The organism is Achromobacter aegrifaciens, from assembly GCF_902859735.1.
In the GTDB taxonomy this organism is placed as follows: domain Bacteria; phylum Pseudomonadota; class Gammaproteobacteria; order Burkholderiales; family Burkholderiaceae_B; genus Achromobacter; species Achromobacter aegrifaciens.
The window spans coordinates 111,383-135,941 of the sequence record NZ_CADIJY010000002.1; the positions used below are offsets into that span (position 1 = coordinate 111,383).

At 67.4% G+C, this 24,559-nt stretch carries 24 protein-coding genes; 22 read left to right on the plus strand and 2 right to left on the minus strand.

What is annotated here, in order from left to right; translation table 11 throughout:
* Nucleotide 1 precedes the first annotated feature (1 nt).
* Nucleotides 2–1,000: a CAF17-like 4Fe-4S cluster assembly/insertion protein YgfZ gene (ygfZ, locus tag HV766_RS06530; RefSeq protein ID WP_175180814.1), complete on the minus strand. Its 999-nt coding sequence runs from the start codon at nucleotides 998–1,000 to the stop codon at nucleotides 2–4.
* A gap of 152 nt (nucleotides 1,001–1,152) precedes the next feature.
* Between ygfZ and mltG the strand changes: the two genes are divergently transcribed.
* The 5 genes from mltG (at nucleotide 1,153) to HV766_RS06555 (ending at nucleotide 5,810) form a co-directional block, all read left to right on the plus strand.
* Nucleotides 1,153–2,322: an endolytic transglycosylase MltG gene (gene mltG, locus HV766_RS06535; RefSeq protein ID WP_054456746.1), complete on the plus strand. Its 1,170-nt coding sequence runs from the start codon at nucleotides 1,153–1,155 to the stop codon at nucleotides 2,320–2,322.
* A complete protein-coding gene (tmk, locus tag HV766_RS06540; RefSeq protein ID WP_054456747.1) occupies nucleotides 2,319–2,942 on the plus strand; it encodes a dTMP kinase in 624 nt (207 codons plus the stop codon). The genes mltG and tmk overlap by 4 nt, the downstream gene beginning before the upstream one ends.
* Nucleotides 2,939–4,030, plus strand: a complete 1,092-nt coding sequence (gene holB / locus HV766_RS06545) for a DNA polymerase III subunit delta' (RefSeq protein WP_054456748.1) — start codon at nucleotides 2,939–2,941, stop codon at nucleotides 4,028–4,030. Before tmk ends, holB begins: the two co-directional genes overlap by 4 nt.
* A 68-nt stretch (nucleotides 4,031–4,098) precedes the next feature.
* Nucleotides 4,099–4,869: a TatD family hydrolase gene (locus HV766_RS06550; protein WP_054456749.1), complete on the plus strand. Its 771-nt coding sequence runs from the start codon at nucleotides 4,099–4,101 to the stop codon at nucleotides 4,867–4,869.
* 38 nt (nucleotides 4,870–4,907) lie between these two features.
* Complete coding sequence (locus HV766_RS06555) at nucleotides 4,908–5,810, plus strand: ankyrin repeat domain-containing protein (protein WP_175180815.1); 903 nt, start codon at nucleotides 4,908–4,910, stop codon at nucleotides 5,808–5,810.
* Between the two features lie 44 nt (nucleotides 5,811–5,854).
* Here HV766_RS06555 and HV766_RS06560 read toward each other — a convergent pair whose 3' ends face one another.
* Nucleotides 5,855–6,553, minus strand: coding sequence for a GntR family transcriptional regulator (locus HV766_RS06560; RefSeq protein WP_054456751.1), 699 nt, complete (start codon nucleotides 6,551–6,553; stop codon nucleotides 5,855–5,857).
* Between the two features lie 164 nt (nucleotides 6,554–6,717).
* Here HV766_RS06560 and gabT point away from each other — a divergent pair, with 164 nt between their 5' ends.
* The 17 genes from gabT (at nucleotide 6,718) to HV766_RS06645 (ending at nucleotide 24,378) form a co-directional block, all read left to right on the plus strand.
* Nucleotides 6,718–8,076 (plus strand): 4-aminobutyrate--2-oxoglutarate transaminase, encoded by a 1,359-nt coding sequence (gabT, locus tag HV766_RS06565; protein WP_054456752.1) that lies wholly within the window; start codon nucleotides 6,718–6,720, stop codon nucleotides 8,074–8,076.
* Between the two features lie 10 nt (nucleotides 8,077–8,086).
* Nucleotides 8,087–9,067 carry an aminopeptidase gene (locus HV766_RS06570; protein WP_175180816.1) on the plus strand — a complete coding sequence of 327 codons (981 nt, stop codon included), beginning with the start codon at nucleotides 8,087–8,089 and terminating at the stop codon, nucleotides 9,065–9,067.
* Nucleotides 9,064–9,837 (plus strand): enoyl-CoA hydratase/isomerase family protein, encoded by a 774-nt coding sequence (locus HV766_RS06575; RefSeq protein ID WP_175180817.1) that lies wholly within the window; start codon nucleotides 9,064–9,066, stop codon nucleotides 9,835–9,837. The genes HV766_RS06570 and HV766_RS06575 overlap by 4 nt, the downstream gene beginning before the upstream one ends.
* Before the next feature lie 29 nt (nucleotides 9,838–9,866).
* Nucleotides 9,867–11,066, plus strand: coding sequence for a CaiB/BaiF CoA transferase family protein (locus tag HV766_RS06580; protein ID WP_175162942.1), 1,200 nt, complete (start codon nucleotides 9,867–9,869; stop codon nucleotides 11,064–11,066).
* Between the two features lie 119 nt (nucleotides 11,067–11,185).
* A complete protein-coding gene (locus tag HV766_RS06585) occupies nucleotides 11,186–12,421 on the plus strand; it encodes an ABC transporter substrate-binding protein (protein WP_225588714.1) in 1,236 nt (411 codons plus the stop codon).
* Between the two features lie 27 nt (nucleotides 12,422–12,448).
* The gene (locus HV766_RS06590; RefSeq protein WP_054456757.1) at nucleotides 12,449–13,324 is read left to right on the plus strand and encodes a branched-chain amino acid ABC transporter permease; all 876 of its coding nucleotides are present in this window, start codon (nucleotides 12,449–12,451) and stop codon (nucleotides 13,322–13,324) included.
* Between the two features lie 4 nt (nucleotides 13,325–13,328).
* Nucleotides 13,329–14,231 (plus strand): branched-chain amino acid ABC transporter permease, encoded by a 903-nt coding sequence (locus HV766_RS06595; protein WP_054456758.1) that lies wholly within the window; start codon nucleotides 13,329–13,331, stop codon nucleotides 14,229–14,231.
* Entirely contained in the window at nucleotides 14,228–14,989 is a 762-nt protein-coding gene (locus tag HV766_RS06600; RefSeq protein WP_054456759.1) for an ABC transporter ATP-binding protein, read from the plus strand. The genes HV766_RS06595 and HV766_RS06600 overlap by 4 nt, the downstream gene beginning before the upstream one ends.
* Nucleotides 14,986–15,732 (plus strand): ABC transporter ATP-binding protein, encoded by a 747-nt coding sequence (locus tag HV766_RS06605; RefSeq protein ID WP_119451090.1) that lies wholly within the window; start codon nucleotides 14,986–14,988, stop codon nucleotides 15,730–15,732. Before HV766_RS06600 ends, HV766_RS06605 begins: the two co-directional genes overlap by 4 nt.
* An 81-nt stretch (nucleotides 15,733–15,813) precedes the next feature.
* Nucleotides 15,814–17,166 carry an amidase gene (locus tag HV766_RS06610; RefSeq protein ID WP_175180818.1) on the plus strand — a complete coding sequence of 451 codons (1,353 nt, stop codon included), beginning with the start codon at nucleotides 15,814–15,816 and terminating at the stop codon, nucleotides 17,164–17,166.
* Between the two features lie 184 nt (nucleotides 17,167–17,350).
* Nucleotides 17,351–18,097, plus strand: coding sequence for an IclR family transcriptional regulator (locus tag HV766_RS06615; protein ID WP_175180819.1), 747 nt, complete (start codon nucleotides 17,351–17,353; stop codon nucleotides 18,095–18,097).
* A 74-nt stretch (nucleotides 18,098–18,171) separates the two neighbouring features.
* Complete coding sequence (locus HV766_RS06620; protein ID WP_119451092.1) at nucleotides 18,172–18,915, plus strand: transporter substrate-binding domain-containing protein; 744 nt, start codon at nucleotides 18,172–18,174, stop codon at nucleotides 18,913–18,915.
* Nucleotides 18,912–19,580 carry an amino acid ABC transporter permease gene (locus HV766_RS06625; protein WP_013393489.1) on the plus strand — a complete coding sequence of 223 codons (669 nt, stop codon included), beginning with the start codon at nucleotides 18,912–18,914 and terminating at the stop codon, nucleotides 19,578–19,580. The genes HV766_RS06620 and HV766_RS06625 overlap by 4 nt, the downstream gene beginning before the upstream one ends.
* 47 nt (nucleotides 19,581–19,627) lie before the next feature.
* Nucleotides 19,628–20,386, plus strand: coding sequence for an amino acid ABC transporter ATP-binding protein (locus HV766_RS06630; protein WP_175162966.1), 759 nt, complete (start codon nucleotides 19,628–19,630; stop codon nucleotides 20,384–20,386).
* A complete protein-coding gene (hutG, locus tag HV766_RS06635; RefSeq protein ID WP_054456765.1) occupies nucleotides 20,383–21,330 on the plus strand; it encodes a formimidoylglutamase in 948 nt (315 codons plus the stop codon). The genes HV766_RS06630 and hutG overlap by 4 nt, the downstream gene beginning before the upstream one ends.
* 297 nt (nucleotides 21,331–21,627) lie before the next feature.
* Complete coding sequence (locus HV766_RS06640) at nucleotides 21,628–22,917, plus strand: Glu/Leu/Phe/Val family dehydrogenase (RefSeq protein ID WP_054456766.1); 1,290 nt, start codon at nucleotides 21,628–21,630, stop codon at nucleotides 22,915–22,917.
* Nucleotides 22,918–23,268: 351 nt separating this feature from the next.
* The gene (locus tag HV766_RS06645; protein WP_054456767.1) at nucleotides 23,269–24,378 is read left to right on the plus strand and encodes a porin; all 1,110 of its coding nucleotides are present in this window, start codon (nucleotides 23,269–23,271) and stop codon (nucleotides 24,376–24,378) included.
* Nucleotides 24,379–24,559 lie beyond the last annotated feature (181 nt).

Sequence of the window (24,559 nt, forward strand, 5' to 3'; positions counted from 1 at the left end):
TTTACGGCGTGATGGAGTAGGGCAGCGCAGCGGCCGCAATGCGCGGACCGTCCACGGCGCCCAGCCGCAGGTCGCCTTCCGGCAAGGCTGCCAGCGTGGTTTCGAATAGCACCGAAACGGCGCCTTGCGCGGCGGCCGCGTCCACGATCCGTCCGGTGGGTTCGCCGGGCTGGCTGGCGTCATAGACATCCATGCCGGCCAGCGCCTGGCCTTGGATTGCGGCGTCGGCAATGGTGCCGTATGCCATGCGCCGCTTGACCGTGCCGCGGTAGTGGCTGCGCGCCACCACTTCCTGGCCCGGATAACAGCCTTTGGTGAAACTGACGCCCTGGATCAGGTCCAGGTTGACCGTTTGCGGGATGAAGACGTCCTGCGTGGCCGCGGTGATCCACGGAATGCCTGCGGCCAGGTCGGCGGCGTGCCATTGCGCGGCCGGCGCCAGGCCCAGCGCGCCTGCCAGCGCGGCGGACTGTTCCAGTTGTTCGTCGGACGCGATCCACCACCAGCGCAGGCGCGCGTCGGCGGACGGCGCGGCGATCCAGGTGCCGGACGGCAGATCGGCGCGCTGCCAGGGTTCGCGCGGCAGCTCGCCGGCGGCGGCTTCCAGCGCGGCCACGTCCGTGGCCGAAGCCGTCACGCCCGCCACATGCAGCGGCGTGGCGGCGAGCTTGGCCTTGGCGCGCAGCACGAACATCGACAGGCGCTTGAGCAGCGCCTGCGCCAGATCCTGGCGCACCAGGCCATAGAGCTGGGGCGCGTCGTCCGCGCCGGGGGCGGCGCGCCACATCACCAGGGTGGCCAGCAGGCGGCCCTTGGCGGTGCAGTAGCCGGCCAGGCGGGCGGCGTCCCGGGGCAGGCCGGTGACGTCCTGCGTGAGCTGGCCGTGCAGGAAGCCGAGGGCGTCCGCGCCGGATGCGGCAAAGACCAGGAAGTCGTCCAGCGGCGCAATTTGCGCGCAACCTTCCGCGCGGACGGGAATCGAAGAATGGAAAGCGTGCATGGAGGCGGTGTTATCGCGTCATCAAAGTGCTGATGATAGCCGTGTTCCCCTCCGGGCTGGGCCATGTCCCCGCGGCGCGCAGGGCCGCGCGCTACGTTCCGCCCCTCTTTAGCCGCAACAGGTCCGCGCGATCAATTAAACTTCCGACACTTATGAAGAAGCGACTCTTTTTTTTCGTCCTGTGGTTTTTCCTGTTGATCGCGCTGGCTGCCGCCGCAGCCGTGGGCGGCGCCTGGTATTGGGCGCACAAGCCCATGCAGCTGAAGGCCGACAGGATAGATTTCGTGGTGGATCCGGGCAGCAGCCCGCGCACGGTGGCGCGGGTGCTCAACGATGCCGGCGTGCCGGTCTGGGAGCCTGGCTTCATCTGGATGGCGCGCTTGTCCGAGCTCGACAAGCAGATGAAGGCGGGCGGCTACCAGGCCATCAACGGCGACTCGCCCTGGAAGTTGCTGGAACGCCTGGCGCGCGGCGACATGACGCAGCGGCAGATCACCTTCCTGGAGGGCTGGACCTACCGCCAGATCCGCCAGGCGCTGCGCGCGAATCCCGACGTCAAGCAGACGCTGGGCGAAACCACCGATGAAGAACTGATGGAACGCCTGGGCTCGGAAATCAAGCAGCCGGAAGGGCTGTTCTTCCCGGACACCTATATCTTCACGCCCGGCAGCACCGATTACGACCTGCTGCGCCGCGCCTACCAGGAAGGCCAGCGCATCCTGCAGGACACCTGGGCCAAGCGCCAGCCGGACCTGCCGGTGACCACGCCCTACGAGGCCCTGGTGCTCGCATCGATCGTTGAAAAGGAAACCGGCCATGGGCCGGATCGCCGCCGCGTGGCCGGCGTATTCACCAACCGGCTCAAGATCGGCATGCTGCTGCAGACCGATCCCACCGTGATCTACGGCATGGGCGACGCCTACCAGGGGCGCATCCGCAAGCGCGACCTGCAGACCGACACGCCCTGGAACACCTATACGCGTCCGGGCCTGCCGCCCACGCCGATCGCGGCGCCTGGCCGCGCGGCGCTGTTGGCCGCGGTGCAGCCGGAGCAGCACAAGTTCCTCTTTTTCGTTTCCCGCGGCAACGGCACCAGCGAGTTCTCGGTCAACCTGAACGAGCACAACCGCAACGTTTCCCGCTATATCCTGGGCCAGGGCCAAAGCCAGAATGCCGCGCCCGGCCCGGCTTCGAGCCGCGGCGCAGCGACTGGCAACCAGGCCAACGGCACGCCCGCAGCCGCGCCCAGCGCCAGCCCGGCGCCGGACGCCGCGCCCGAGCCGGATCAGGGACAGGCACAAGTACAAGGACAAGACCAATGACCACGCGCGGACGCTTTATCACGCTGGAAGGCGTGGACGGCGCGGGCAAGAGCACGCACACCGTCTGGATCGCCGATTTCCTGCGCGCGCAGGGGCTGGACGTGGTGTCCACCCGCGAACCCGGCGGCACGCCCTTGGGCGAGAAGTTGCGCGCCTTGCTGCTGACCGACCCCATGGGGCTGGACACCGAGACGCTCCTGATGTTCGCCGCACGCTGCGAACATCTGCACCAGGTCATCGAACCCGCGCTGGCGCGCGGCGCCTGGGTGGTCTGCGACCGCTACACCGATGCCACCTATGCCTACCAGGGCGGCGGGCGCGGCCTGGGCGCGGCGCGCGTGGCCGCGCTGGAAGCCTGGATGCAGGCGGGCCAGCCCGACCGCACCTGGCTCTTCGACGTGCCGCTGGAAGTGGCGCGCGCCCGGTTGGCCGACGCGCGCGAGCCGGACCGCTTCGAGCGCGAGGGCGCGGCCTTTTTCGAACGCACCCGCGAGGCCTACCACGCCCGCGCCGAGGCTGATCCGAAGCGCATCCGCATTGTCGATTCCACCCAATCCATTGCCCAGATCCGCACCGGCCTGGAGGCGGGACTGCGTGAATTGCTGGGGCAGGCGGCATGAACGCGACCCGCGCCGCCAAAGATGAGGACGCCACGGCTTCCAACGCGCCGCAGTTCCTGCCCTGGCAGGCCGAGACGGCGCGCAACTGGCTGGGCAACCGCGACCGCTTCGCCCACGCCTGGCTGATCCATGGGTTGGCCGGCATCGGCAAGCTGGACTTCGCGGTCGCCGCGGCGGCCAGCCTGCTGTGCGAAACCCCGGACAACGGCCTGGCCTGCGGCCGTTGCGCCGCCTGTGCCTGGTTCGCCAGCGGCAATCATCCCGACTTGCGCCGCATCCGGCCCGAAGCCGTGGCGGTGGAAGAGGGGGCGGACGCCGCCGAGCCCTCTGAGGACGCCGAACCTGCCACGGGCGCAGCCAAGCGCGCGCCGTCCAAGGAAATACGCATAGACCAGATCCGCTCCCTGGAGTCCTGGTTCAACACCGCCACGCACCGCGGCGGCTGGCGCGTGGCGCTGCTGTACCCGGCCCATGCGCTGAACGTGGTGTCGTCCAACGCCTTGCTCAAGGTGCTGGAAGAACCGCCGCCGCACACGGTGTTCCTGCTGGTCGCGGACGCGCCGGACCGCCTTTTGCCCACGCTGGTGTCGCGCTGTCGCCGCCTGCCGCTGCCGGCGCCCGACCCGGACACCGCGCTGCAATGGTTGCGCGAGCAAAACGTGGAACCGGCCCGCGAATGGCTGGCGGCCGCCGGCGGCGCGCCGCTGGCGGCGTTGAGGCTTGCCCAGTCTAACGAGGCCGCTTGTCCGCCCTGGCTGACCCAGCTGGTCGGGCCGCTGTCCAAGGGCCAGTCGCCCGACGTGGGCACGCTGGCCGAGGCCCTGGAAAAGGTGGCGGCCACTGAGTGGATCGACGCCTTGCAGCGCCTGTACACCGACCTGATGCTGGCCAGCGCGGGGGCGCCGTCGCGCTACTTCCCGGCCCTGGGCAGCGCGGTCGCGCAGGTTGCCGCGCGCATGAATCCGGCCAAGGTCGCCGAGGCCGCGCGCTGGCTGACGCGCCAGCGCGCGCTGGCCACCCATCCTTTGAACGCCAAGCTCTTCGCCCACGCGACCCTGCAGCGCGTGGTGCTATCCTGCCTGGCGTAAGCCCTTGATCCGGCGGCGCTTCGTCCGGCAAAGGGCGCAGCGCCGCGGCACTTGTATCCAGACTCATCATGTACGTCGATTCCCACTGCCATTTGAACTTCCCGGAACTGGCGGCCGACCTGCCGGCCATTCTTGACCGGATGGCCGCCAACCAGGTCACCCACGCGCTGGTCGTCAGCGTCAACATGCCGGAATGGCCGGGCCTGATGTCGCTGGTCGAACCGCAGGCCAATCTGTGGGCCTCGGTCGGCGTGCATCCCGATTACGAAGACACTCCGGATCCCACGCCCGAAGAGCTGGCGCGCCTGTCCGAGCATCCCAAGGTGGTGGCCATCGGCGAGACCGGGCTGGACTACTACCGCCTGTCCGAACCGCTGGACTGGCAGCGCGAGCGTTTTCGCCGCCACATCCGCGCCGCCCGCGACACGGGCCTGCCCCTGATCGTGCACACGCGCTCGTCCGCTGAGGACACCGTGCGCATGCTGCGGGAAGAGCGCGCGGCCGAGGTCGGCGGCGTGATGCATTGCTTTACCGAAAATTGGGAAGTGGCACAGGCTGCGCTGGACCAGAACTTCTATATTTCCCTGTCCGGCATCGTGACCTTCAAGAATGCGCAGATCGTGCATGAAGTGGCCGCCAAGGTGCCGCTGGACCGTTTGCTGATCGAAACCGATTCGCCGTATCTGGCGCCGGTGCCGTACCGCGGCAAGCTGAACGATCCGTCCAAGGTGATCCACGTGGCGGAGAAGATCGCGGATCTCAGGGGCATACCCGTGGCCGAAGTGGCGCGTGCATCAACCGAAAATTTCTTCCGTCTTTTCAATAAGATAAAGAAATAACCTAATCTAATTTATTTAAAGTGATTTATAGGAAATCCATGGCTGCCCGCAACGCTTCCGTCCAGAACGCCTTCTTGTCGTGTTGCCGTGGAGCGCTGCTGGCGCTGGCCGTGGGCATGGCGGTTCCCGCTGCGGCGCAGGCCGCCAATCCCGGCGATTGGTGGGTCTACGTCGCCAATGACTACCCGGACGACATCAAGGAACTGCTGGCGCGCGGCGAAGATCCCAACGTGCGCTACAAGAATGGCCAGCCCGCGCTGATGCGCGCGGTGGTGGACGGCGCCTGGAAGGTGTTCGACGTAATCGCCGCCGACAAGCGCACCGACGTCAACGCCGAGAACCCGGCGGGCGAGACGCCGCTGATGTACCTGGCCATCGCCGGCCAGACCGAACGCGCCAAGAAGCTGATCGCGCGCGGCGCCCAGGTCAACCGCCTGGGCTGGACGCCGCTGCATTACGCGGCCTCGAAGGGCCAGCTGGAAATGGCGCGCCTGCTGCTGGCGCACAAGGCCATGGTCAACGCGCCCGCGCCCAATGGCGAAACGCCGCTGATGATGGCGGCGCTGTCGGGCCGCAAGCCCATGGTGGACCTGCTGCTCAAGGCGGGGGCGGACGTGGGGTCGCGCGATACCAAGGGCCAGACCCCGGCCGATTGGGCCAGGACGGGCAAGTCCACGGCAGTGGCGGCGGAACTGGACAAGCTGATCGCGCAACAAGAAGAAACCCGCCGCAAGCTGCGGGCGGCGCGGCCGGCCGAAGAAGGCGCCGAGGCGGCGGGGACGACGACGGGCGCGGCAGCGGACACGCCGACCAGTCCGGAGCAGGGCGCGGCAGCCGCGCAGGCTCCCGCCGCAGAAAAGAAAGCCCCGGCCGCGTCTTCCGCGGTCCAGGGCGTTTCGGGCGTGAAGCTCAACAACTACGACGAGCCCGCCGCGCCCTGAGGCGCGGGCTTGCCCAAGGCCGGCCCGCAAGGGGCCGGCCCGATTCAGATCACGTAGTTCTTGTAGCGCTCGATGTAGTCGCGGGCGCTGCCGTTCAATTCGCGCACGCAGCGTTCGGCCTCGTCGCCGTCGCCGCGCACCATGGCGTCCAGCAGGGCGCGGTATTGCTTGATCCCCATCTCTGAGCGGCCCGGCAGCAGGGCCACGCGGCGCATCGACACGCGGGTGCGGTCGTAGATGCGTTCGATCATGTCGCTCAGCACCGGATTGCGCGCCAGTTCCTTGATGTGGTTGCGGAACTGCTCGATCGTGGCCACGTGCGCCTCGATGTCGCCGCTTTTCAGGCTTTGTTCGAAGGGCTCGCCCAGCAGGGCCTGCATCGCTTCCCAGTCGGCGGGCGTGGCGTTGGCCATGGCCAGCCGCACCGCCAGTCCGTCCAGGGCTTCGCGCACCTGATACAGGCGATAAGTGGTTTCCATGTCGACCAGGGCCACCACGGCGCCCTTGTTGGGCACCCGTTCCACCAGCGCGCGGTCTTCCAGCGTCGCCAGCACTTCGCGCGCCTTGGCGCGCGGGATGTCATAGGCCTGCGCCAGGTCTTCTTCCGGCACGCGGGTGCCGGGCAGCAAGGCCTGCGACGCAATGCGTTCCCGCATATCCAGTATGACTTCGTGGGTGGAGGCCGCCTTGCGTGTTTCGGGGGCGGCGGCGTCAGCAGAGGCAGTCGCGCGTTTAGTGGGCATGTAGGCACCTGGGTTGAGTGGGGCAAAGCATATCACAATTTGAACGCAAGATTGTGCACAATTTAGAATGCGTAGTTGTAAATCAGCATTGACACAATAAAACGCACAAGAATATAGTGGCTTCACTTCGTCGCCGTACCCACTCATCCAAGGAGCCCTGGGCAATGAAAGACGCCGCGCAGTCCCCTCAACTTCCCGGCCCGCAGTGCCAGGCGTATCTGGCCCGGCGCAATGCCGCGGTCGCGCTGGGCGTGGCCAATGGCCCTCCGGTGTTCGCGGCCGCTGCCCGCGGCGCCACGCTGACCGATCTGGACGGCAACGCGTACATCGATTTCGCTGGCGGCATCGGCACCCTGAACGTGGGACATGCGCACCCCGAGGTGGTGGCCGCCGTCCAGGCGCAGGCGGCGCGCTACCTGCACACCTGCTTCAACATCGTCATGTATCCGGAATACATCGAGCTGGCCGAGACGCTGGTCGGCCTGGTCCCGGGATCCTGGCCCAAGAAGGCCATGCTGCAGACGACTGGCGCCGAGGCCGTCGAAAACGCAATCAAGGTGGCGCGCCGCGCCACCGGCCGGCAGGCGGTGGTGGCCTTCGAGAACGCCTTCCATGGCCGCACCTACATGGCGCTGTCCCTGACCGCCAAGGCGCCCGCCTACAAGACCGGCTTCGGTCCCTTCGCATCCGAGGTCTATCGCGCGCCGTTCCCGGTGCGCTACCGCTCGGGGCTGACCGAAGCCGAATGCGCCGAGGCCGCCTTCAACGAATTCCGCCGCCTGGTCGAAACCGAGGTCACGCCGGAGCAGGTCGCCGCGGTGATCATCGAGCCGGTGCAGGGCGAGGGCGGCTTCCATGCCGCGCCGCCCGCCTTCCTGCAGGCGCTGCGCGCCTACTGCACCCAACACGGCATCGTGCTGATCGCTGACGAGATCCAGTCCGGTTTCTGCCGCACCGGTGAATGGTTCGCCACCCAGCATGCCGGCATCGAGGCCGACCTTTACACCCTGGCCAAGTCCATGGGCGGGGGGCTGCCGATAGCGGCGCTGGTGGGGCGCGCCGACCTGATGGACGCGCCCGCCGTGGGAGGCCTGGGCGGCACCTATGGCGGCAACCCGCTGGCGTGCGCCGCGGCGCTCGCCACCATTGCCGTCATGCGGCGCGAAGACTACGCGGCGCGAGCCAGCGACCTGGGCGGCCGGGTGCGCACACGCTTTGCGGACTGGGCCGGTCAGTACGGCATCGTCGGCGACGTGCGTGGCCTGGGCGCCATGGTGGCGTTCGAAGTCGTGCGCGGCGCGGGCGACGACAGTCCCGCTGGCGACCTGGCGGCCCACATCGTGCAGGCCGCCTACCAGGGCGGGCTGGTGCTGGTGAAGGCGGGCTTTTACGGCAACGTGATCCGCTTCCTGGCGCCGCTTTCCATTACCGACGAGGAACTGGCCCGCGGCCTGGACATCCTCGGGCGCGCGGTGGCCGACGCCCAGCGCATCGCCGACGCCCGCGCGTCGCAAGCGGCTTGAGGAGCGCGCCATGCATACATTGTTGAAACTGAAGAACGCGCGCAAGGTGGTCAGCCAGCTGGGCGCGGCCAAGCCGGGCATGGAAGTGCTGGTGCTGTATGACCTGCATACCCACCATAACGTGGAGCCCCTGGCCATTGCGGTGGACGAGGCGGGCGCCGGCCTGCATCTGCTGCAGATCGCCGGCTCCGCGCGCCACGGCCGGCAGTTGTCGCCGGTGGTGGCCCAGGCCATGCAGGCGGCCGACCTGGTCATCGCGCTGACCCGCGCCAATGCCGCGCACACCGATGCGCGCCAGCAGGCCACGCGCGCCGGGGTCGGCGTGATCGTGCTGCCCGAATCACACCTGCCCGATTTCTTCCTGGCCGAAGGCTGGGACTGCGATTTCGATGCGTTGCGCCCGCAGATCCAGGGGCTGGCCGACGCGCTGACCCGCGCCGACACCGCCCGCGTCACTAGCGAACTCGGCACCGACGTGACCATGAGCATCGCCGGCCGCCGCGGCCGCGCGCTGCACGGCTTTGCCAACACCACCGACATTTCGGCGGGCTATTGCCTGGAGTCCAGCCTGGCGCCCGTGGAAGGCACGGCCGAAGGCGTGATCGTGGTCAACGCCAGCATCCCCGGCGTTTCGCTGATCCGCGACGAACCCGTGCGCATCCATATGGAAAAGGGCATGGCGGTGGCGATCGAGGGCGGCGCGGTGGCGCGCCAGTTCCGCGATCTGCTGGCCAGCTTCAACGATCCGCTGGTCTACAACCTGGGCGAGCTGGGCGTAGGCATGAACCCGCGCTGCCAGCTGGACGGCACCATGCTGTCCGACGAATCGGTCTACGGCTCGATCCAGCTGGCGCTGGGCACCAGCGCCTACATCGGCGGCACCGTCAAGGCGGCGGCGCACTACGACACCATCGTCACCGACGCCACGCTGGAACTGGACGGCAGGGTGGTGCTCAAGGGCACCGAACTGCGCCTGGAGGGCGCGGCATGAGCATAGACCTGAGCCGCGACGCCGACGGCGTGGCCACCGTGCTGATGAACCGCCCGGAAAAGCGCAACGCGTTCACGCTGGACATGTACCGGGAATTCGGCCGGGTCATGCGCGAACTCGACGCCGACGACGACGTGCGCTGCGTGGTGCTGCGCGGCGCGGGCGGGGCCTTCTGTGCCGGCAGCGACATCGGCGGCTTCGAGGAAGACCGCGACGGCGCCGCGCAAGCGGCCGAATACGCGCTCTTCACCCTGTCCATGACCGACACGCTCAAGCACCTGCGCCATCCGACCGTGGCCTGCATCGAAGGCGTGTGCGTGGGCGGTGGGCTGGAGCTGGCCGCCCTGTGCGACATCCGCATCGGCGGGCGCAACAGCCGCTACGGCATCCCGGTGAATCGCATCGGGCTGACCGTGGACCACCAGGAACTGACCGACCTGATCCGCGTGGTGGGCGCTGCGCGCGTGCTGGAAATCCTGCTGGAAGGAAACATCTTCGGCGCCGAAGAAGCCATGTCCAAGGGGCTGCTGACCCGCGTGGTGGATGACGAACGCGTGGCGGAACAGACCTACGCGACCGCCCGCCGCATCGCCGCGGCGGCGCCGCTGGTCAACCGCTGGCACAAGCGCTTCGTGAGCCAGCTGCGCGAAGGACGCACATTGACTCCGGACGAACGCAGCGAAGCCTACGAATGCTTCGGCACCGAGGACTACCGGCGCGGCCGCGAGGCCTTCGCCGCCAAGCGCATTCCCGAATTCATCGGCCGCTGATCCGGCCACCGACCCAAGACGGACCGCATATGACTCAAGCTGCATCCCCCCTTGCCGGCATCAAGATCCTGGATCTTTCGCAGATCATGGCCGGGCCGTATTGCACCATGGTGCTGGCCGACCTGGGCGCCGAGGTCATCAAGGTCGAGAAGACCGGCGCCGGCGACGACTCCCGTGAAATGGGCCCCTATGTGAACGGCGAATCCACCTGTTTCGCCCAGATCAACCGCAACAAGCAAGGCGTGGCGCTGAACCTGAAGGACCCCGAGGCGCGCGAGGTGCTGTACGAGCTGGCGCGCTGGGCCGACGTGGTGGTGGAGAACTACCGCGTGGGCGTGACCAAGTCGCTGGGCGTGGACTACGAAACGCTGTCGCGCATCAATCCGCGCCTGGTGTATTGCTCCATCTCCGGCTACGGCCATTCCGGACCCTACGCGGGCAAGGGCGGCTTCGACCTGGTGGCCCAGGGCATGAGCGGCATCATGAGCATGACGGGCGAACCCGGCGGGCGGCCCTTGAAATCGGGCATCGCCATTTATGACGTGGGGGCGGGCCTGACCGCGGTCTACGCCATCCTGGCCGCCTGCATCCACCAGATGAAGACGGGCGAGGGCCAGCACATCGACATCGCGCTGGCCGAGTGCGGACTGCCCTGGTTCGTCTGGGAAGCCGCCGCCTATTTTGCCGACGGCACGGTGCCGGAAGGCACCGGCAGCCGGCACCGCGTGTCGGCGCCATATCAGGCGTTCAACACGCGCCAGGGCTACATCATGATAGGCGCGGCCAACCAGCGCACCTGGGAACGCCTGTGCGCGGATGTGCTGGAACGGCCTGAACTGATCACCGATCCGCGCTTCATTACCAACTCCGACCGGCTGACCCACATTGCCGAGCTGGAACCCATATTGGAAGCGGAGTTTGCGCGCGCCGACGCGGCCGAATGGATCGAGCGCTGCGAACGGGCGTCCGTGCCCTGCGGCCCGATCAACGATTTCGGCCAGGCCATGCAGGACCCGCATTACCTGGCGCGCGGCATGGTGCAGGAACTGGACCATCCCGCGCTGGGCAAGATGAAGACCATCGGCATTCCGACCAAGTTTTCCAAAACGCCAGGCGCCTTACGCACGGCGGCGCCGCTGATGGGCCAGCACACCGACGAGGTGCTGCGCCGCTTTGGCGTGGCGGAAGACAGCATTGCAGGCATGCGCGCCCGAGGAGTCATCGCGTAGCAGGCAAACCGCAGCAGGCAGTATCGAAGTCGCATCCAAGCTACAAGGGGACGCCGGCGTTGCTGACGCCGGCGGCTATTCGAAGTTGAACAAAGATGTTCACGCCGCAAGGAACCTTCATGACACAGCCCATCCATCTCTCCCGCCGCGGCTTTATCGCGGCCAGCGCCGCGCTGGCCGCCTGCGCCGCCGCGCCCTCCCTGGTCCGGGCGCAGTCGGCCCAGCCGTTCCGCCTGGGGGCGCTCAATTCCATCACCGGCGTCGGCGGCCCCTACGGGCCGGCCATGCTGGAAGCTATCAAGATCGCCATCGACGAGGTCAACGCCGCCGGCGGCGCCGCCGGCCGCAAGATCCAGCTCTACGCCGAAGACGACCAGACCAAGCCCGACGCCGCCGTGCTGGCCGTGAAGAAGCTGATCGAGATCAACAAGGTCGAGGCGGTGGTCGGCATCTGGCCGTCGTCGGTGGGCCTGGCCGCCATGCCCATCACCAATGCCGCGGGCCTCATCACCATGAACACCTGCGGCGCGCCGGAAATGCTGACCGAGAACAAGCAGGGGCTGGCCTGGATGTTCCAGGCGTCCAACGCCGTGTTCGGCCGCGCCTTTGCGGAAGTGGCGCGCCAGCGCGGCTTCAAGCGGCCGGCGGTCATGGCTTTCAATAACTCCACCTTCGTGGGGCAGGCCAACTACTTTCGTGATGCCTGGCAGGAGAAGGGCGGCAAGGTCAGCGCCTTCACCATCTACGAACCCAACCAGACCACCTACCGCACCGAGCTGACCAAGGTGCTGGCCTCCAAGCCCGACGTGATCTCGCTGAGCGCCTACCGGCCCGACGCCACCATCATCCTGAAGGAGTGGTTCCAGACCGGCCAGGACTGCAAGTTCATCATGCCCGGCTGGACCGCCAACGAAGACCTGGTGAAGGCGCTGGGCAAGGAAGCCACCGAGGGCATCATCTCGATCTCCAACGTCGCGGCCCACGAGCACCAGGCGTACAAGACCTTCGCCGCAGAATTCCGCAAGCGCACCAAGCGCGAGCCGGACATCTTTGCTTCGCAGTCCTACGACATGGTGATCACGCTGGCGCTGGCGATCGAGGCGGCGGGGGCCACCGCGGACGTGGCCGCCATCAACGGCAAGATCCGCGCCGTGACCGCGCAGGGCGGCGGTGAAAAGGTCAGCGGCTTTGCGCAAGGCCAGGCGCTGCTGCGCGCAGGCAAGCCGGTGGACTACGACGGCGCATCCTCGCGCCTGGACTTCGGCAAGCAGGGCGAGACCGTGCCGGACTTTGGCGTCTTCGACATCCGCGACGGCAAGCTGGTGCTCAATGAAGTCATCGCCGGCAAAGTCTGACGATAAAAACACTAGGGGAACACAAGTATGGATGCAATCACCGTCATCAACGCCGGGATCAACGGCGTTGTGATCGGGATGCTGCTGGCCTTGCCGGCACTGGCGATCACGCTGGTGTTCGGCATCGCCCGCTTTCCCAATGCCGCCAGCGGCGACTACATGACGTTGGGCGCCTACGCCGCCGTCTTCACGCAGGCGCTGGCCGGCGGCTCGATGCTGGCGGGCGGCCTGGCCGCCGTCGCCGGCACCACCCTGGTCAGCCTGTTCTTCTATGCCTGGGTGTTCCGGCCGCTGGAGTCGCGCTCCAACGTGTCGCGCTTGATCGCGTCCATCGGCGTGGCGTTCGCGCTGCGGAGCACGATCACCTTCTTCGCCGGGCAGGACCAGTACACCTTCGACCTGCCGCTTACGCGCGCCTGGAATTTCGGCGGCGTGCGCATTTTGCCTACCGATCTCTACATCGTCGGCACGGCGGTGGCGGCGCTGGCGCTGGTGTTCGCGCTGATGCACATGACGCCCACCGGGCGGCGCATGCGGGCGGTGGCCGACAACCCGGAGCTGGCCGCGGCCAGCGGCATACGCGGACGACGCGTGATGATCACGCTGTGGAGCATCGCGGGCGCCTATTGCGGGCTGGGCGGCGTGCTGCTGGGCATCAAGGCAGTGGTGATCCCCGAACTGGGCTGGGAACTGTTGATGCCCATGTTCGCGGCCGTGATCCTGGGCGGCATCGGCAATCCGGTGGGCGCCATCGTCGGGATCATGGTGTTCAGCATTGCGCAGGAAATCGCCAGCCTGGTGGTGGGACCTGCCTACAAGATCGTGTTCGCCTTCGCGGTGCTGCTGTGCGTGCTGCTGCTGCGTCCCCAGGGCATCTTCGGCCGTCCGATGGCGGCGAGGTGAAATCATGGAAGCCTATCTGATTGCTATCGCCATCGGGATCCTGATCTACATGCTGCTGGCCTTCGGCCTGTCGCTGCATTACGGGTTCACCGGACTGATCAACTTCGGCCACGTCGGCTTCTTCGCCATCGGCGCCTATACCTCGGCCCTGCTGTCGCTCAAGGGCGTGCCCATCCCAATCTCCATGGCGGCGGCCGCGGCCTTCGCGGCGCTGGCCGCGTGGCCGCTGGGCATGATCGCCTTGCGGCTGGGCAGCGACTACCTTGCCATCGTGACGCTGGGCTTCTCGGAGTCGGTGCGCATGATGCTGCAGACCGAGGAATGGCTGACGCGCGGGATGCACGGCCTGCCAGGCATCCCGCGGCTGTTCGCGGGCTGGGCCTCGCCGCAGACGGTGGACCTGTGGATCATGCTGCTGCTTCTGGCGGTCAACGCCGGCGCGTTGTTCCTCATCCATCTGGTGATACGCAGCCCGTTTGGCCGCGTGATCGAGGCGGTGCGGGACAACGAAGTCGCGGTGCGGGCGCTGGGCAAGGACCCGGCCCGCTTCAAGACCCGTTCGCTGATGCTGGGCGCGGGCCTGGCCGGCCTGGCGGGCGCCTTCCAGGCGCACTACCTGACCTTCATCAGCCCCGAGCAGTTCGTGCCGCTGATCACCTTCTACATCTGGATCGCCATCATCCTGGGCGGAGTGGGGCGCTTGAGTGGCGTGGTGGCCGGCACGGTGCTGCTGGTCGGATTCCTGGAAGGTTCGCGCTTCGTGCGGGACTTCGTCGGCGGCATCTCGGAGGTGCAGATGGCCAGCGTGCGCATCGGCGTCATCGGCCTGGCGCTCATCTGCGTGGTGCTATACCGGCCCCAGGGCATTTTCGGCAACGCGGGCACTACGCGCAGGAGAAAGGCATGACGCTGCTTTGCATCAAAGGGCTGAGCGCCAGCTTCGGCGGCTTCAAGGCGCTGGACGACGTGTCGCTGGAAGTGCGCAAGGGTGAAATGGTGGGGGTGATAGGCACCAACGGCGCGGGCAAGAGCACGCTGTTCTCGGTGGTCACGGGCTACATCCCGCCCAGTTCCGGGTCCGTGCGCTTCGCGGACGAGGACATCACGGGCGTGGCCGTGCACCAGCGCGTGCGCCGGGGCCTGGCCCGCACCTTCCAGGTGCCGCGCGAGTTCAGCCAGCTGACGGTCTTCGACAACATGATGGCGGCGGCGCCGGACCAGCGCGGCGAAAAGCTGGCGGCGCTGGTGTTCGCCCGCCGTGAGGTGGCCCGCGAAGAGGCGCGCAACGCCGAGCGCGTGCATGAACTGCTGGCCTTCCTGAACCTGTCGCGGGTCGCGGACGAGCCCGCCGGGAAACTGTCGGGCGGCCAGAAGAAGCTGCTGGAGCTGGGACGGCTCTTGATGCTGGAGCCGCGCTGCATCCTGCTGGACGAGCCGTTCGCCGGCGTCAACCCGGTGCTGATCGAGGAGCTGTCGGCGCGCATCGTGGAACTCAACCAGCGCGGCCTGACCGTCGCCATCATCGAACACAACCTGGAAGAGCTGTCGCGCATCGTGCCGCGCATGTACGTCATGGACCGCGGCCGCGTCATCGCCGAAGGCACGCCCGACAGCGTCCTGGCCAATGAACAGGTGCGCGAGGCGTACATGGGGGGAGTGATATGAGCCAGCTCGTCATGCAAGGCCTGTCCGGCGGCTACGGCGAGGTCGATATCGTGTCCGGCATCGACATGCACGTGGCGCCGCGCGAGATCGTTACCATCGCCGGCACCAACGGCGCAGGCAAGTCCACGCTGGTCAAGGCGGTGATGGGCCTGTTGCCGCGCATCGCCGGCACCATGGCCTTTGACGGCCGCGACCTGCTCACGCTGCCGGTCGAGGAGCGCGTGCGCATCGGTATCTCCTATGTGCCGCAGGTGCGCAATGTGTTCGGCGCGCTGACCGTGCTGGAGAACCTGCAGGTGGTGGAACACGTGCAGGCGCGTGAAAAGCGCATTCGCGACATGTTCGAGCTGTTCCCGGCGCTGGCCGGGCGGCGCAAGACCCACGCCGAGAACCTGTCCGGCGGCGAACGCCAGCAACTGGCCTTCGCCCGGGCGCTGATGTCCTCGCCGCGCCTGATGGTGCTGGACGAACCGTCCGCCGCCTTGTCGCCGGCGTTGACCGAGCAGGTGTTCGCCGAAGTGCGGCGGCTGCCGCAGATCGGCGTGGGCGTGCTGATGGTGGAGCAGCGCGCGCGCCAGGCGCTAGCGTTCAGCGACCGCGGCTACATCCTGGATTCCGGCCGCATCGTGCTGACCGACACGGGGCAGGCGCTGCTGGCCAACCAGCATATGAGCGATCTGTACATAGGACGGGGCGGCCACGCGGGCGCGGACCGTCCGCCCAGCGGCAGCATCCCCGCTTGAAACCGCCAGAGCCATCCCGCCGGCAGCCGCCGTCGCGGATGGCAAATTCCTATTCCCATATCTCTTTGCAGGAGCCGTATCTTGCCTAATTCCGAAACCATGGTTTCCCCGGCGTCCGTTGCGCGCCGCCCGGCGCCCGACGCCATCGCCGCCTTGACCGCCACCCAGGGCCTGGCCGCGCTGGAGCAGGGCACGCTGACCTGCGAAGCCTGGGCGCGCGCCTGCCTGGACCGCATCGAAGAGCGCAACGGCGGCGTCAAGGCCTGGGTCCGGGTGGACGCCGAGGGCGCGCTGGCCCGCGCCCGTGAATGGGACCGCCACGGCCGGCGGCGCGCGCTGGACGGCGTGCCGCTGGGCATCAAGGACACCATCGACACGGCGGCCATGCCCACCGAATTGGGCGACCCCGAGATCTTCCCCGGCCGCCAGCCCGAGGCCGACGCGCCCGTGGTGACGCAGGCGCATGAGCTGGGGTTCAACGTGCTGGGCAAGAACACCGTGTCGCGCCACGCCATCATGCTGCCGGGGCCTGCGCGTAATCCGCATGACCTGACCCGTACGCCGGCCGCGTCCTCGGCCGGTTCGGCGGCGGCCGTTGCCGATTTCATGGCGCCGCTGTCCATCGGCACGCAGACGGCGGGTTCGATTCTGCGGCCCTCGGCGTTCTGCGGCGCGGTGGGCTTCAAGCCCACGCTGGACGCCATTCCCTACGTGGCGATCCGGCGCTATTCGCGGGTGCTGGACGTGATCGGGCCGATCTCGCGTTCGGTCGACGACGCGGCCTTGTTCATGCGGGCGTTTACCGGCGATCCCCGGTTCGATCCGGCCTCCGCATTGCGCAGCGATTTCCGCCTGGGCGTTTGGCGGCCGAAGGACTGGGCCGACACCGAGCCCTGCATGCGCGAAAGCTTCGAGGCCAATCTGCGCGCCTTGTCGGCCGCAGGCGTCAAGGTCACGGAACTGGCCATGCCCGCAGCCTTCGACACCATGGGCGAGGCGCAGGACGTGATCATGGCCTACGACCTGGCGCGCGAGTACGCCGCCATCAAGCGCGATCATGCGGCGCTGTGCGATCCCGGGCTGATCGAGTACCTGACGATGGGCGAGGGCCTGTCCGCGGCCGAGTACGCGGGGGCGCTGGATGCCGCCGACGCATGCCGCCGGGCGTTCTACGACGTTGCGCGCGAAGTCGACGCAGTGGCCATGCCGTCCACGCTGGGCGAGGCGCCGCCGGCCAGTTCCACCGGCAGCTCCGCCTTCATCCGCATCTGGTCGCTGCTGCACAACCCGTCCATCACCTTGCCGGTGGCGCGCGGCCCCAATGGCCTGCCGCTGGGCTTCCAGATGGTCGGCTTCGTGAAGGAGGACGCGCGGCTGCTGTACTGGGCGCGTTGCGCCGAGCGCATCCTGGGGTCGACCGCGCACCAGCCCTGACCGGCCTCTGGCCGCGGCTTGCGCCGCCGTGCGCCGCCGGGGCGCGGCGGATGCTTTGGCGCCTTCGGGCGCTTTTTTTGCGTCTGGGCTCTGGGGTTTTCCCTATTAATTCTCAGTATTCGGGAATAAAAAGCAGGGTAAGAGCCATAAATTGATAATCTGCGCTCCGTTAGCTTGGAGCCAAATGTTGAAAGCGGATCTATCAGTCGGGGCAGGCGCGGATCGCGTGCTGTATGTGCTGGCCACCCTGGCCAGGCACGACGGCCCCCTCAGCATCGCCGCGCTGGCCGAGCAGACCGGCCTGGCGCAAAGCACCCTCTACCGCCAGGTGGCGCTGCTCAAGCGCTGGGGCTTCGTCGCCGAGCACGATGGCGAGTACGGTCCCGGCCCGCTGTGCGTGCAACTGGCCTGGGGCTTTGACCAATCCTCGTTCCTGATCCATGAAGCGCAGCCCGACATGGCCGCGCTGGCCGCCGCTTCTGGCGAAACCATAGGCCTGCTGGTGGCGGTCAAGGATCAGGCCGTGTGCCTGGACATGATCGAGAGCCAGCATCCGCTGCGCTGTTCCTTCACCAAGGGGCGCGGCCTGCCGCTGGCGCGCGGCGCCTCGGCCAAGTCGCTGCTGGCTTTCATGCCGCTTGCCCGACAGCAGGCCGCGTTGGCGTATCTGGCGGCCGAGGCCGATGTGGACGCCGGCCGGCTGGGCCACGAACTGGAAGCCATCCGCACCAAGGGCTATGCCGTCACCGACAGCGAAGTCGATGCCGGCGTCTGGGGCGTCAGCGTCCCCATTTTTCAACGCGCCAACCAGGCCGTGGCCTCGATCACGCTGATGGCGCCGTCGACCCGGGCCGCCCAGCGGCCCGAGGCATTGACCGAAATGACCGTGGCCGCGGCCCGGCGCATCTCGGCGAAGCTGCAAGCTCATTAAGACCGCCTTCTTCCATTCCACGCCGTACCCGTAGACACCCGACTGCCGTATCCATATTCCATAGAGGACCCACCATGACCACTCGCCGCACACTGCTGACCGCCGCCCTGACGCTGGGCCTCGCCTGGAGCGCCGCCCCGGCGTTTGCCCAGGACACCATCCGCGCCGTCACCGACGCGACCTTCCCGCCGATGGAGTTCGTCAAGGACGGCAAGCGCACCGGCTTCGACATCGAACTGGTGGAAGCCCTGGCCGGCGCCATGGGCAAGAAGGTCGAATGGATCGACATCGACTTCAAGGGCCTGATTCCCGCGCTGCAGGCCGGCCGCGCCGACATTGCCGTGTCCGCCATCTACATCACGCCCGAACGCGCCAAGGTGGTGGACTTCACCGATCCGTACTACGCGGGCGGCCTGGTCGTGATGACCAAGAAGGACGGCCCGGTCAAGACCCTGAAGGACCTGGACGGCCGCAAGGTGTCGGTGCAGGTGGGCACCAAGTCGGTCAACTACCTGAAAGAACACTACCCGGCGGTGCAGCGCGTGGAAGTCGAGAAGAACCAGGAGATGTTCAACCTGGTGCAGATCGGCCGCGCCGAAGCCGCCGTGACCGGCAAGCCCGCCGCCAAGCTGTTCGCCCAGAGCACGCCGGACCTGACGGTGCTGAACGACCAGATCACCACCGAGGACTACGGCATCGCCGTGCCCAAGAACAAGCCGGAGCTGACCCGTGAGCTGAACGCCGCGCTGCAGAAGCTCAAGGCCGACGGCAGCTACCAGGCCATCGTCAACAAGTGGTTCGAGGCCCCCGCGAAATGAACCTGGATTTTTCTCCCGTCTTTGCCGACTTCGGCGCGCTGATCAATGGCGCCGTGGTCACCGTCGAGGTGACCGCGGGCGCCTTGCTGCTGGCCTGCGTCATCGGCCTGCTGGTGGGCGTGGGACGCCTGAACCCCAAGCGCTACGTCATCTACAACCTGTGCAGCGTTTATTTGCTGCTGTTCCGCGGCACGCCCTTGCTGGTGCAGCTGTTCATCTGGTTCTTCGGCCTGCCGCATTTCGGCATCACCCTGCCGGCGTTCGCCTGCGGCGTGCTGGGCCTGGGCATGTACTCGGGCGCCTACGTGTCCGAAATCGTGCGCGGCGCGATCCAGTCGGTGGACCGCGGCCAGACCGAAGCGGCGCGCTCGCTGGGCATGTCGTCCGGCCAGGCCATGCGCATCATCGTGCTGCCGCAGGCCGTGGTGCGCATGATCCCGCCGCTGGGCAATGAATTCATCGCGCTGATCAAGAACTCGGCCCTGGTGTCGCTCTTGACGATCCATGACCTGATGCATGAAGGCCAGAAGATCATCAGCGTGTCCTATCGCTCGCTGGAAACCTATCTGGTGGTGGCGCTGATTTATCTGATCCTGACCACGGCCACCATGCTGGTGCTGCGCAAGGTTGAACACCGCCTGCGCGCGGGAGGGATGGTGCAATGAACTCCGCAATGAACTCCGCTACGACCCGGGCCGCGGACCCGCAAGAAATGATCCGCATCCGCGGCCTGCGCAAGTCCTACGGCGACCACGAGGTCTTGCGCGGCATCGACTTCGACGTGCTGCCGTCCCAGGTGGTGGTGGTGATCGGGCCCAGCGGCTCGGGTAAGAGCACCTTGCTGCGCTGCTGCAACGGCCTGGAAGTGGCGCAGACCGGCACCATCGACATCTGCGGCCAGACCCTGCTGGACCACGGCGAGCTGTTGCCCGAGGCCGAGCTGAACCAGCTGCGCATGCAGGTGGGCATGGTGTTCCAGGGCTTCAACCTGTTCCCGCACCTGTCGGTGCTGGACAACGTGACGGTCGGTCCGCGCAAGCTGCGCGGCATGGGCCGCGAAGAAGCGCATGCACTGGCGGCGGACCTGCTGGACAAGGTCGGCCTGGGCCAGAAGATGTCGGCTATGCCGGCCAGCCTGTCCGGCGGGCAGAAGCAGCGCGTGGCCATCGCCCGCGCGCTGGCCATGCAGCCCAAGGTCATGCTGTTCGACGAGCCGACCTCGGCGCTGGATCCGGAGCTGGTGGGCGAAGTGCTGCAGGTCATGAAGCTGCTGGCCAAGGAAGGCATGACCATGATGGTGGTCACGCACGAAATGGGCTTCGCCCGTGACGTGGCCGACGTGGTGGCGGTGATGGACGGCGGCGTGATCCTGGAATCCGGTTCGCCCGACGTGATCTTCACGCAGCCGCGGGAGCCGCGCACCCGCGAGTTCCTGCAGGCGGTGCTGAACGCGGGGCAGGGGGCGGCATGAGCGTGGCGCAATTCGACCCAAGTCTCTGGAAGGCCCGCGACGACAGCGCCGAACAGGGCGACACGCGCCGCCTGGCGCATATCGTCGAAGCGGCCAGTGGCCAAGCCCGCAAGGGCGAGGCGGTGCTGCTGGGCTTTGCCTGCGACGCCGGCGTGGCCCGCAACCAGGGCCGCATCGGCGCGGCCGAAGGCCCGTCGGCCATCCGCAAGTTCCTGGCGGGCCTGCCGGCGCACGGCCTCACGCGTTTGCTGGACGCGGGCGACGTGGCCTGCGAGGGCGACCGGCTGGAGGACGCGCAGGAGCAACTGGGCTTGCGCGTGGCGGAACTGATGGAGCAGGGCGCACGCCCGCTGGTGCTGGGCGGCGGCCATGAGATCGCCTGGGGCAGCTTCCAGGGCCTGGCGCGCTGGCTGGACGCCCGCGGCGACACGGAACCCGTGCTGGTGCTGAACCTGGACGCGCACTTCGACCTGCGTACCGGGCGGCCCGGCAGTTCCGGCACGCCCTTCGACCAGATCTCGCGCTATTGCGAGGAACGCGGCCGGGCCCTGCAATACGCCTGCCTGGGCGTATCGCGGCTGGCCAATACGCCGGCGCTGTACGCGCGCGCCGCCGAAGTCGGCGCGGTCTGGGTCGAGGACCGCGACATGCAGGAGCGCCATCTGGCCGCGCGCCTGGCCAACGTCGACGCCTTGCTGGCCCGGGCCCGGCACGTCTACCTGACCATAGACCTGGACGTGCTGCCCGCGGCGGTCATGCCCGGGGTGTCGGCGCCGGCGCCCTATGGGGTGCCGCTGGCGGTGATCGAGGAAATCGTGCTGCGGGTCAAGGCCAGCGGCAAGCTGCGCCTGGCGGACATGGCGGAGTTCAACCCGCGGTTTGACGTGGACGGCCACGGCGCGCGGGCGGCTGCCCGCCTGGCCTGGCAGTTGTTGAACGATTGAGCGGACCGGCGTCTCATCCTTCGGATGGGGGCAGGACCATACGGGGCGGTTTCCTGGGAGGAAACCGCCCCGTTTTTCGTCCTCCTTATGGCGGGCGGCAGGGCTTGCAGCTTATGGCTGGCAGGCTGGACGCTGCCGATTTGGCGGCTTAGGATAAGGGCAGCATCAGGCTTGGGTTTGCGGCCCGTTCAACCGCCGCAACAGTTATGTGTCCCCAATTAAAATATTTTCGTTTTAAATGGGGACGCTATAACTTTCGTGGATAAAATGGCGCAACTTTGTCAGGAGAGCCAGCTCATGTCTCAAACTCCCACCCACGCATTGCCGTCTTATCTGAACGCCGAGGACCTCGGCCCCTGGGGCAACTATCTGCAACAAGTCGACCGGGTCACCCCGTATCTTGGTTCGCTGGCGCGTTGGGTCGAGACCCTGAAGCGCCCGAAGCGTTCCCTGATCGTCGATGTGCCGATCGAACTCGACAACGGCAGCATTGCCCACTTCGAGGGCTACCGCGTCCAGCACAACACCTCGCGCGGCCCCGGCAAGGGCGGCGTGCGTTTCCACCAGGACGTCACGCTCTCCGAAGTGATGGCGCTGGCAGCCTGGATGTCGATCAAGAACGCTGCGGTGAACCTGCCTTACGGCGGCGCCAAGGGCGGCGTGCGCGTCGATCCGCGCAAGCTGTCGGCCTCCGAACTCGAGCGCATGACGCGCCGCTACACCTCGGAAATCGGCGTCATCATCGGACCGTCCAAGGACATCCCGGCGCCTGACGTGAACACCAACGCCCAGACCATGGCCTGGATGATGGACACGTACTCCATGAACGAAGGCGCCACCGCCACCGGCGTGGTCACCGGCAAGCCGATCGCGCTGGGCGGCAGCCTGGGCCGCGTGGAAGCCACCGGCCGCGGCGTGTTCGTGGTGGGCTGCGAAGCCGCGCGCGATCTCAACATCGACGTGTCCAAGGCGCGCGTGGTGGTGCAGGGCTTCGGCAACGTGGGCGGCACCGCCGCCCGCCTGTTCCATGAAGCCGGCGCCAAGGTCATCGCCGCGCAGGACCACACCGGCACCGTCCACAATCCCGCGGGCCTGGACGTGCACAAGCTGCTGTCCTACGTGTCGCAACATGGCGGCGTGGGCGGCTTCTCCGGCGGCCAGGCGATGGACAAGAACGAGTTCTGGACGCTGGAAACCGAATTCCTGATCCCGGCCGCCCTGGAAAGCCAGATCACCGTCGACAACGCCGCCAAGGTGCGCGCGAAGATCGTCGTGGAAGGCGCCAACGGCCCGACCACGCCGGAAGCCGACGACATCCTGGCCGAACATGGCGTCTACGTGGTGCCGGACGTGCTGGCCAATGCCGGCGGCGTGACGGTCAGCTACTTCGAATGGGTGCAGGACTTCTCCAGCTTCTTCTGGAGCGAGGACGAGATCAACCAGCGCCTGGAGCGCCTGATGCGCGAAGCCTACGCGTCGGTGTCGCAAGTGGCCAAGGAACACAAGGTCACCCTGCGCACGGCGGCGTTCATCGTCGCATGCACGCGCATCCTGCAAGCGCGCCAGGTGCGCGGCCTGTACCCCTGATACCCGATACGGCGGGGCGTCTCCGGACGTCACGCCGAGGAGGGCAGGAGACAAAAACGGAAATCGCCCCGCAAGGGGCGATTTCCATTTGCGTGGCTGCAAGCGCATCACGTTGCGCGCATGGATAGCACACCGACATTGCAGGCCTGCGGGCGCCGCGCCCTACGTGGGGGCTGTCGGCAGGACGCCACATCCCCCTCACTTTTTTGCGGCCTAGGGAATTTCCCAGCTTGCGTTACAAGAACTGACACATTGCGTCCCTAGAATTCGTTCCTGCCATGCGCCGAGCGCGCCGCACGCGATGCGTGCCAGCCCGGATGCGCATGTCTGTTCAATCAATGGGAATTTGCAATGAAAAAGACTTTGTTCGTCACCGCCATGCTGGCCGCGTTCGGCGCAACGGCGCAAGCGGAAACCTCGGTGACGCTCTATGGCCTGATCGATACGGGTATCGGCTACCAGCGCATCAAGGGCGATGGTTACCATGAGTCCAAGGTTGGCATGGTCAATGGCGTGTCCAGCGGTTCGCGTTGGGGCCTGCGCGGCGCCGAGGACCTGGGCGACGGCCTGAGCGCCGTGTTCACGCTGGAAAGCGGCTTCAACTCGGCCAACGGCACGTCGGGCCAGAACAGCCGCCTGTTCGGCCGCCAAGCCACCATCGGCCTGAAGAGCACCTCGTGGGGCCTTCTGGAACTGGGTCGTCAGACCAACATCGCCTCGAAGTACTTCGCCGCGATCGATCCGTTCGGCGGCAGCTACGGCCAGGCCAACGTCGGCGTGGCCTTCAGCGCCGCCAACACGGTCCGCTACGACAACATGGTGCAGTACTCGACGCCGTCGTTCAGCGGCCTGCAGTTCGGCATCGGCTACTCGTTCAATGCCTCCGACACGACCACCGCGCAGACCGGCTTCAAGACCGCCGACAATACCCGCGCCATCACGACCGGCCTGCGCTATGTCAGCGGCCCGGTGAACGTGGCGCTGACGTATGACCAGCTGAACCCCGCGAACCAGTTGAACACCGACGCCACGCCCAAGTCGTGGATGATCGGCGGTTCGTACGACTTCGAAGTGCTGAAGCTGGCGCTGGCCTACGGCCAGACGCGTGACGGCTGGTTCACCGGCCAGGGCGCCAATGCCTTCGGCAGCGGCAGCCCCACGGCCAAGGGCTTTGGCACCAACGTGGCGGTGTCGGGCTTCAAGGCCAATTCCTACCTGGTGGGCCTGAGCGTGCCGATCGGCGGCGCCAGCAACATCCTGGCTTCGTGGCAACGCGCCGACACCGACAGCACCAAGCTGACCGGCGACGACGCCACCATGAACATCTACAGCCTGGGCTACACCTACAACCTGTCCAAGCGCACCAACCTGTACGCCTTGGGTTCGTATGCCACCAACTTCGCGTTCACCGACGGCGTGAAGAGCACCGTGGCCATGGTGGGCGTGCGTCACCGCTTCTAAGACGAGAGGCGCGCATGGGCGGCGCTTGGGCGCCGCCCTGCCGCCGCGGTTGCACTGAGCGGACTGGGCGTCTTACCCGGCCACAGACGCGAAAAAAGCGGCCACCTCCCTAGCTCCATCCTCAGTCCGCTCAACCGAACCCCGGCTTGCTGCCGCAGGGAGCGCCCGCGCAGGCCGCGGG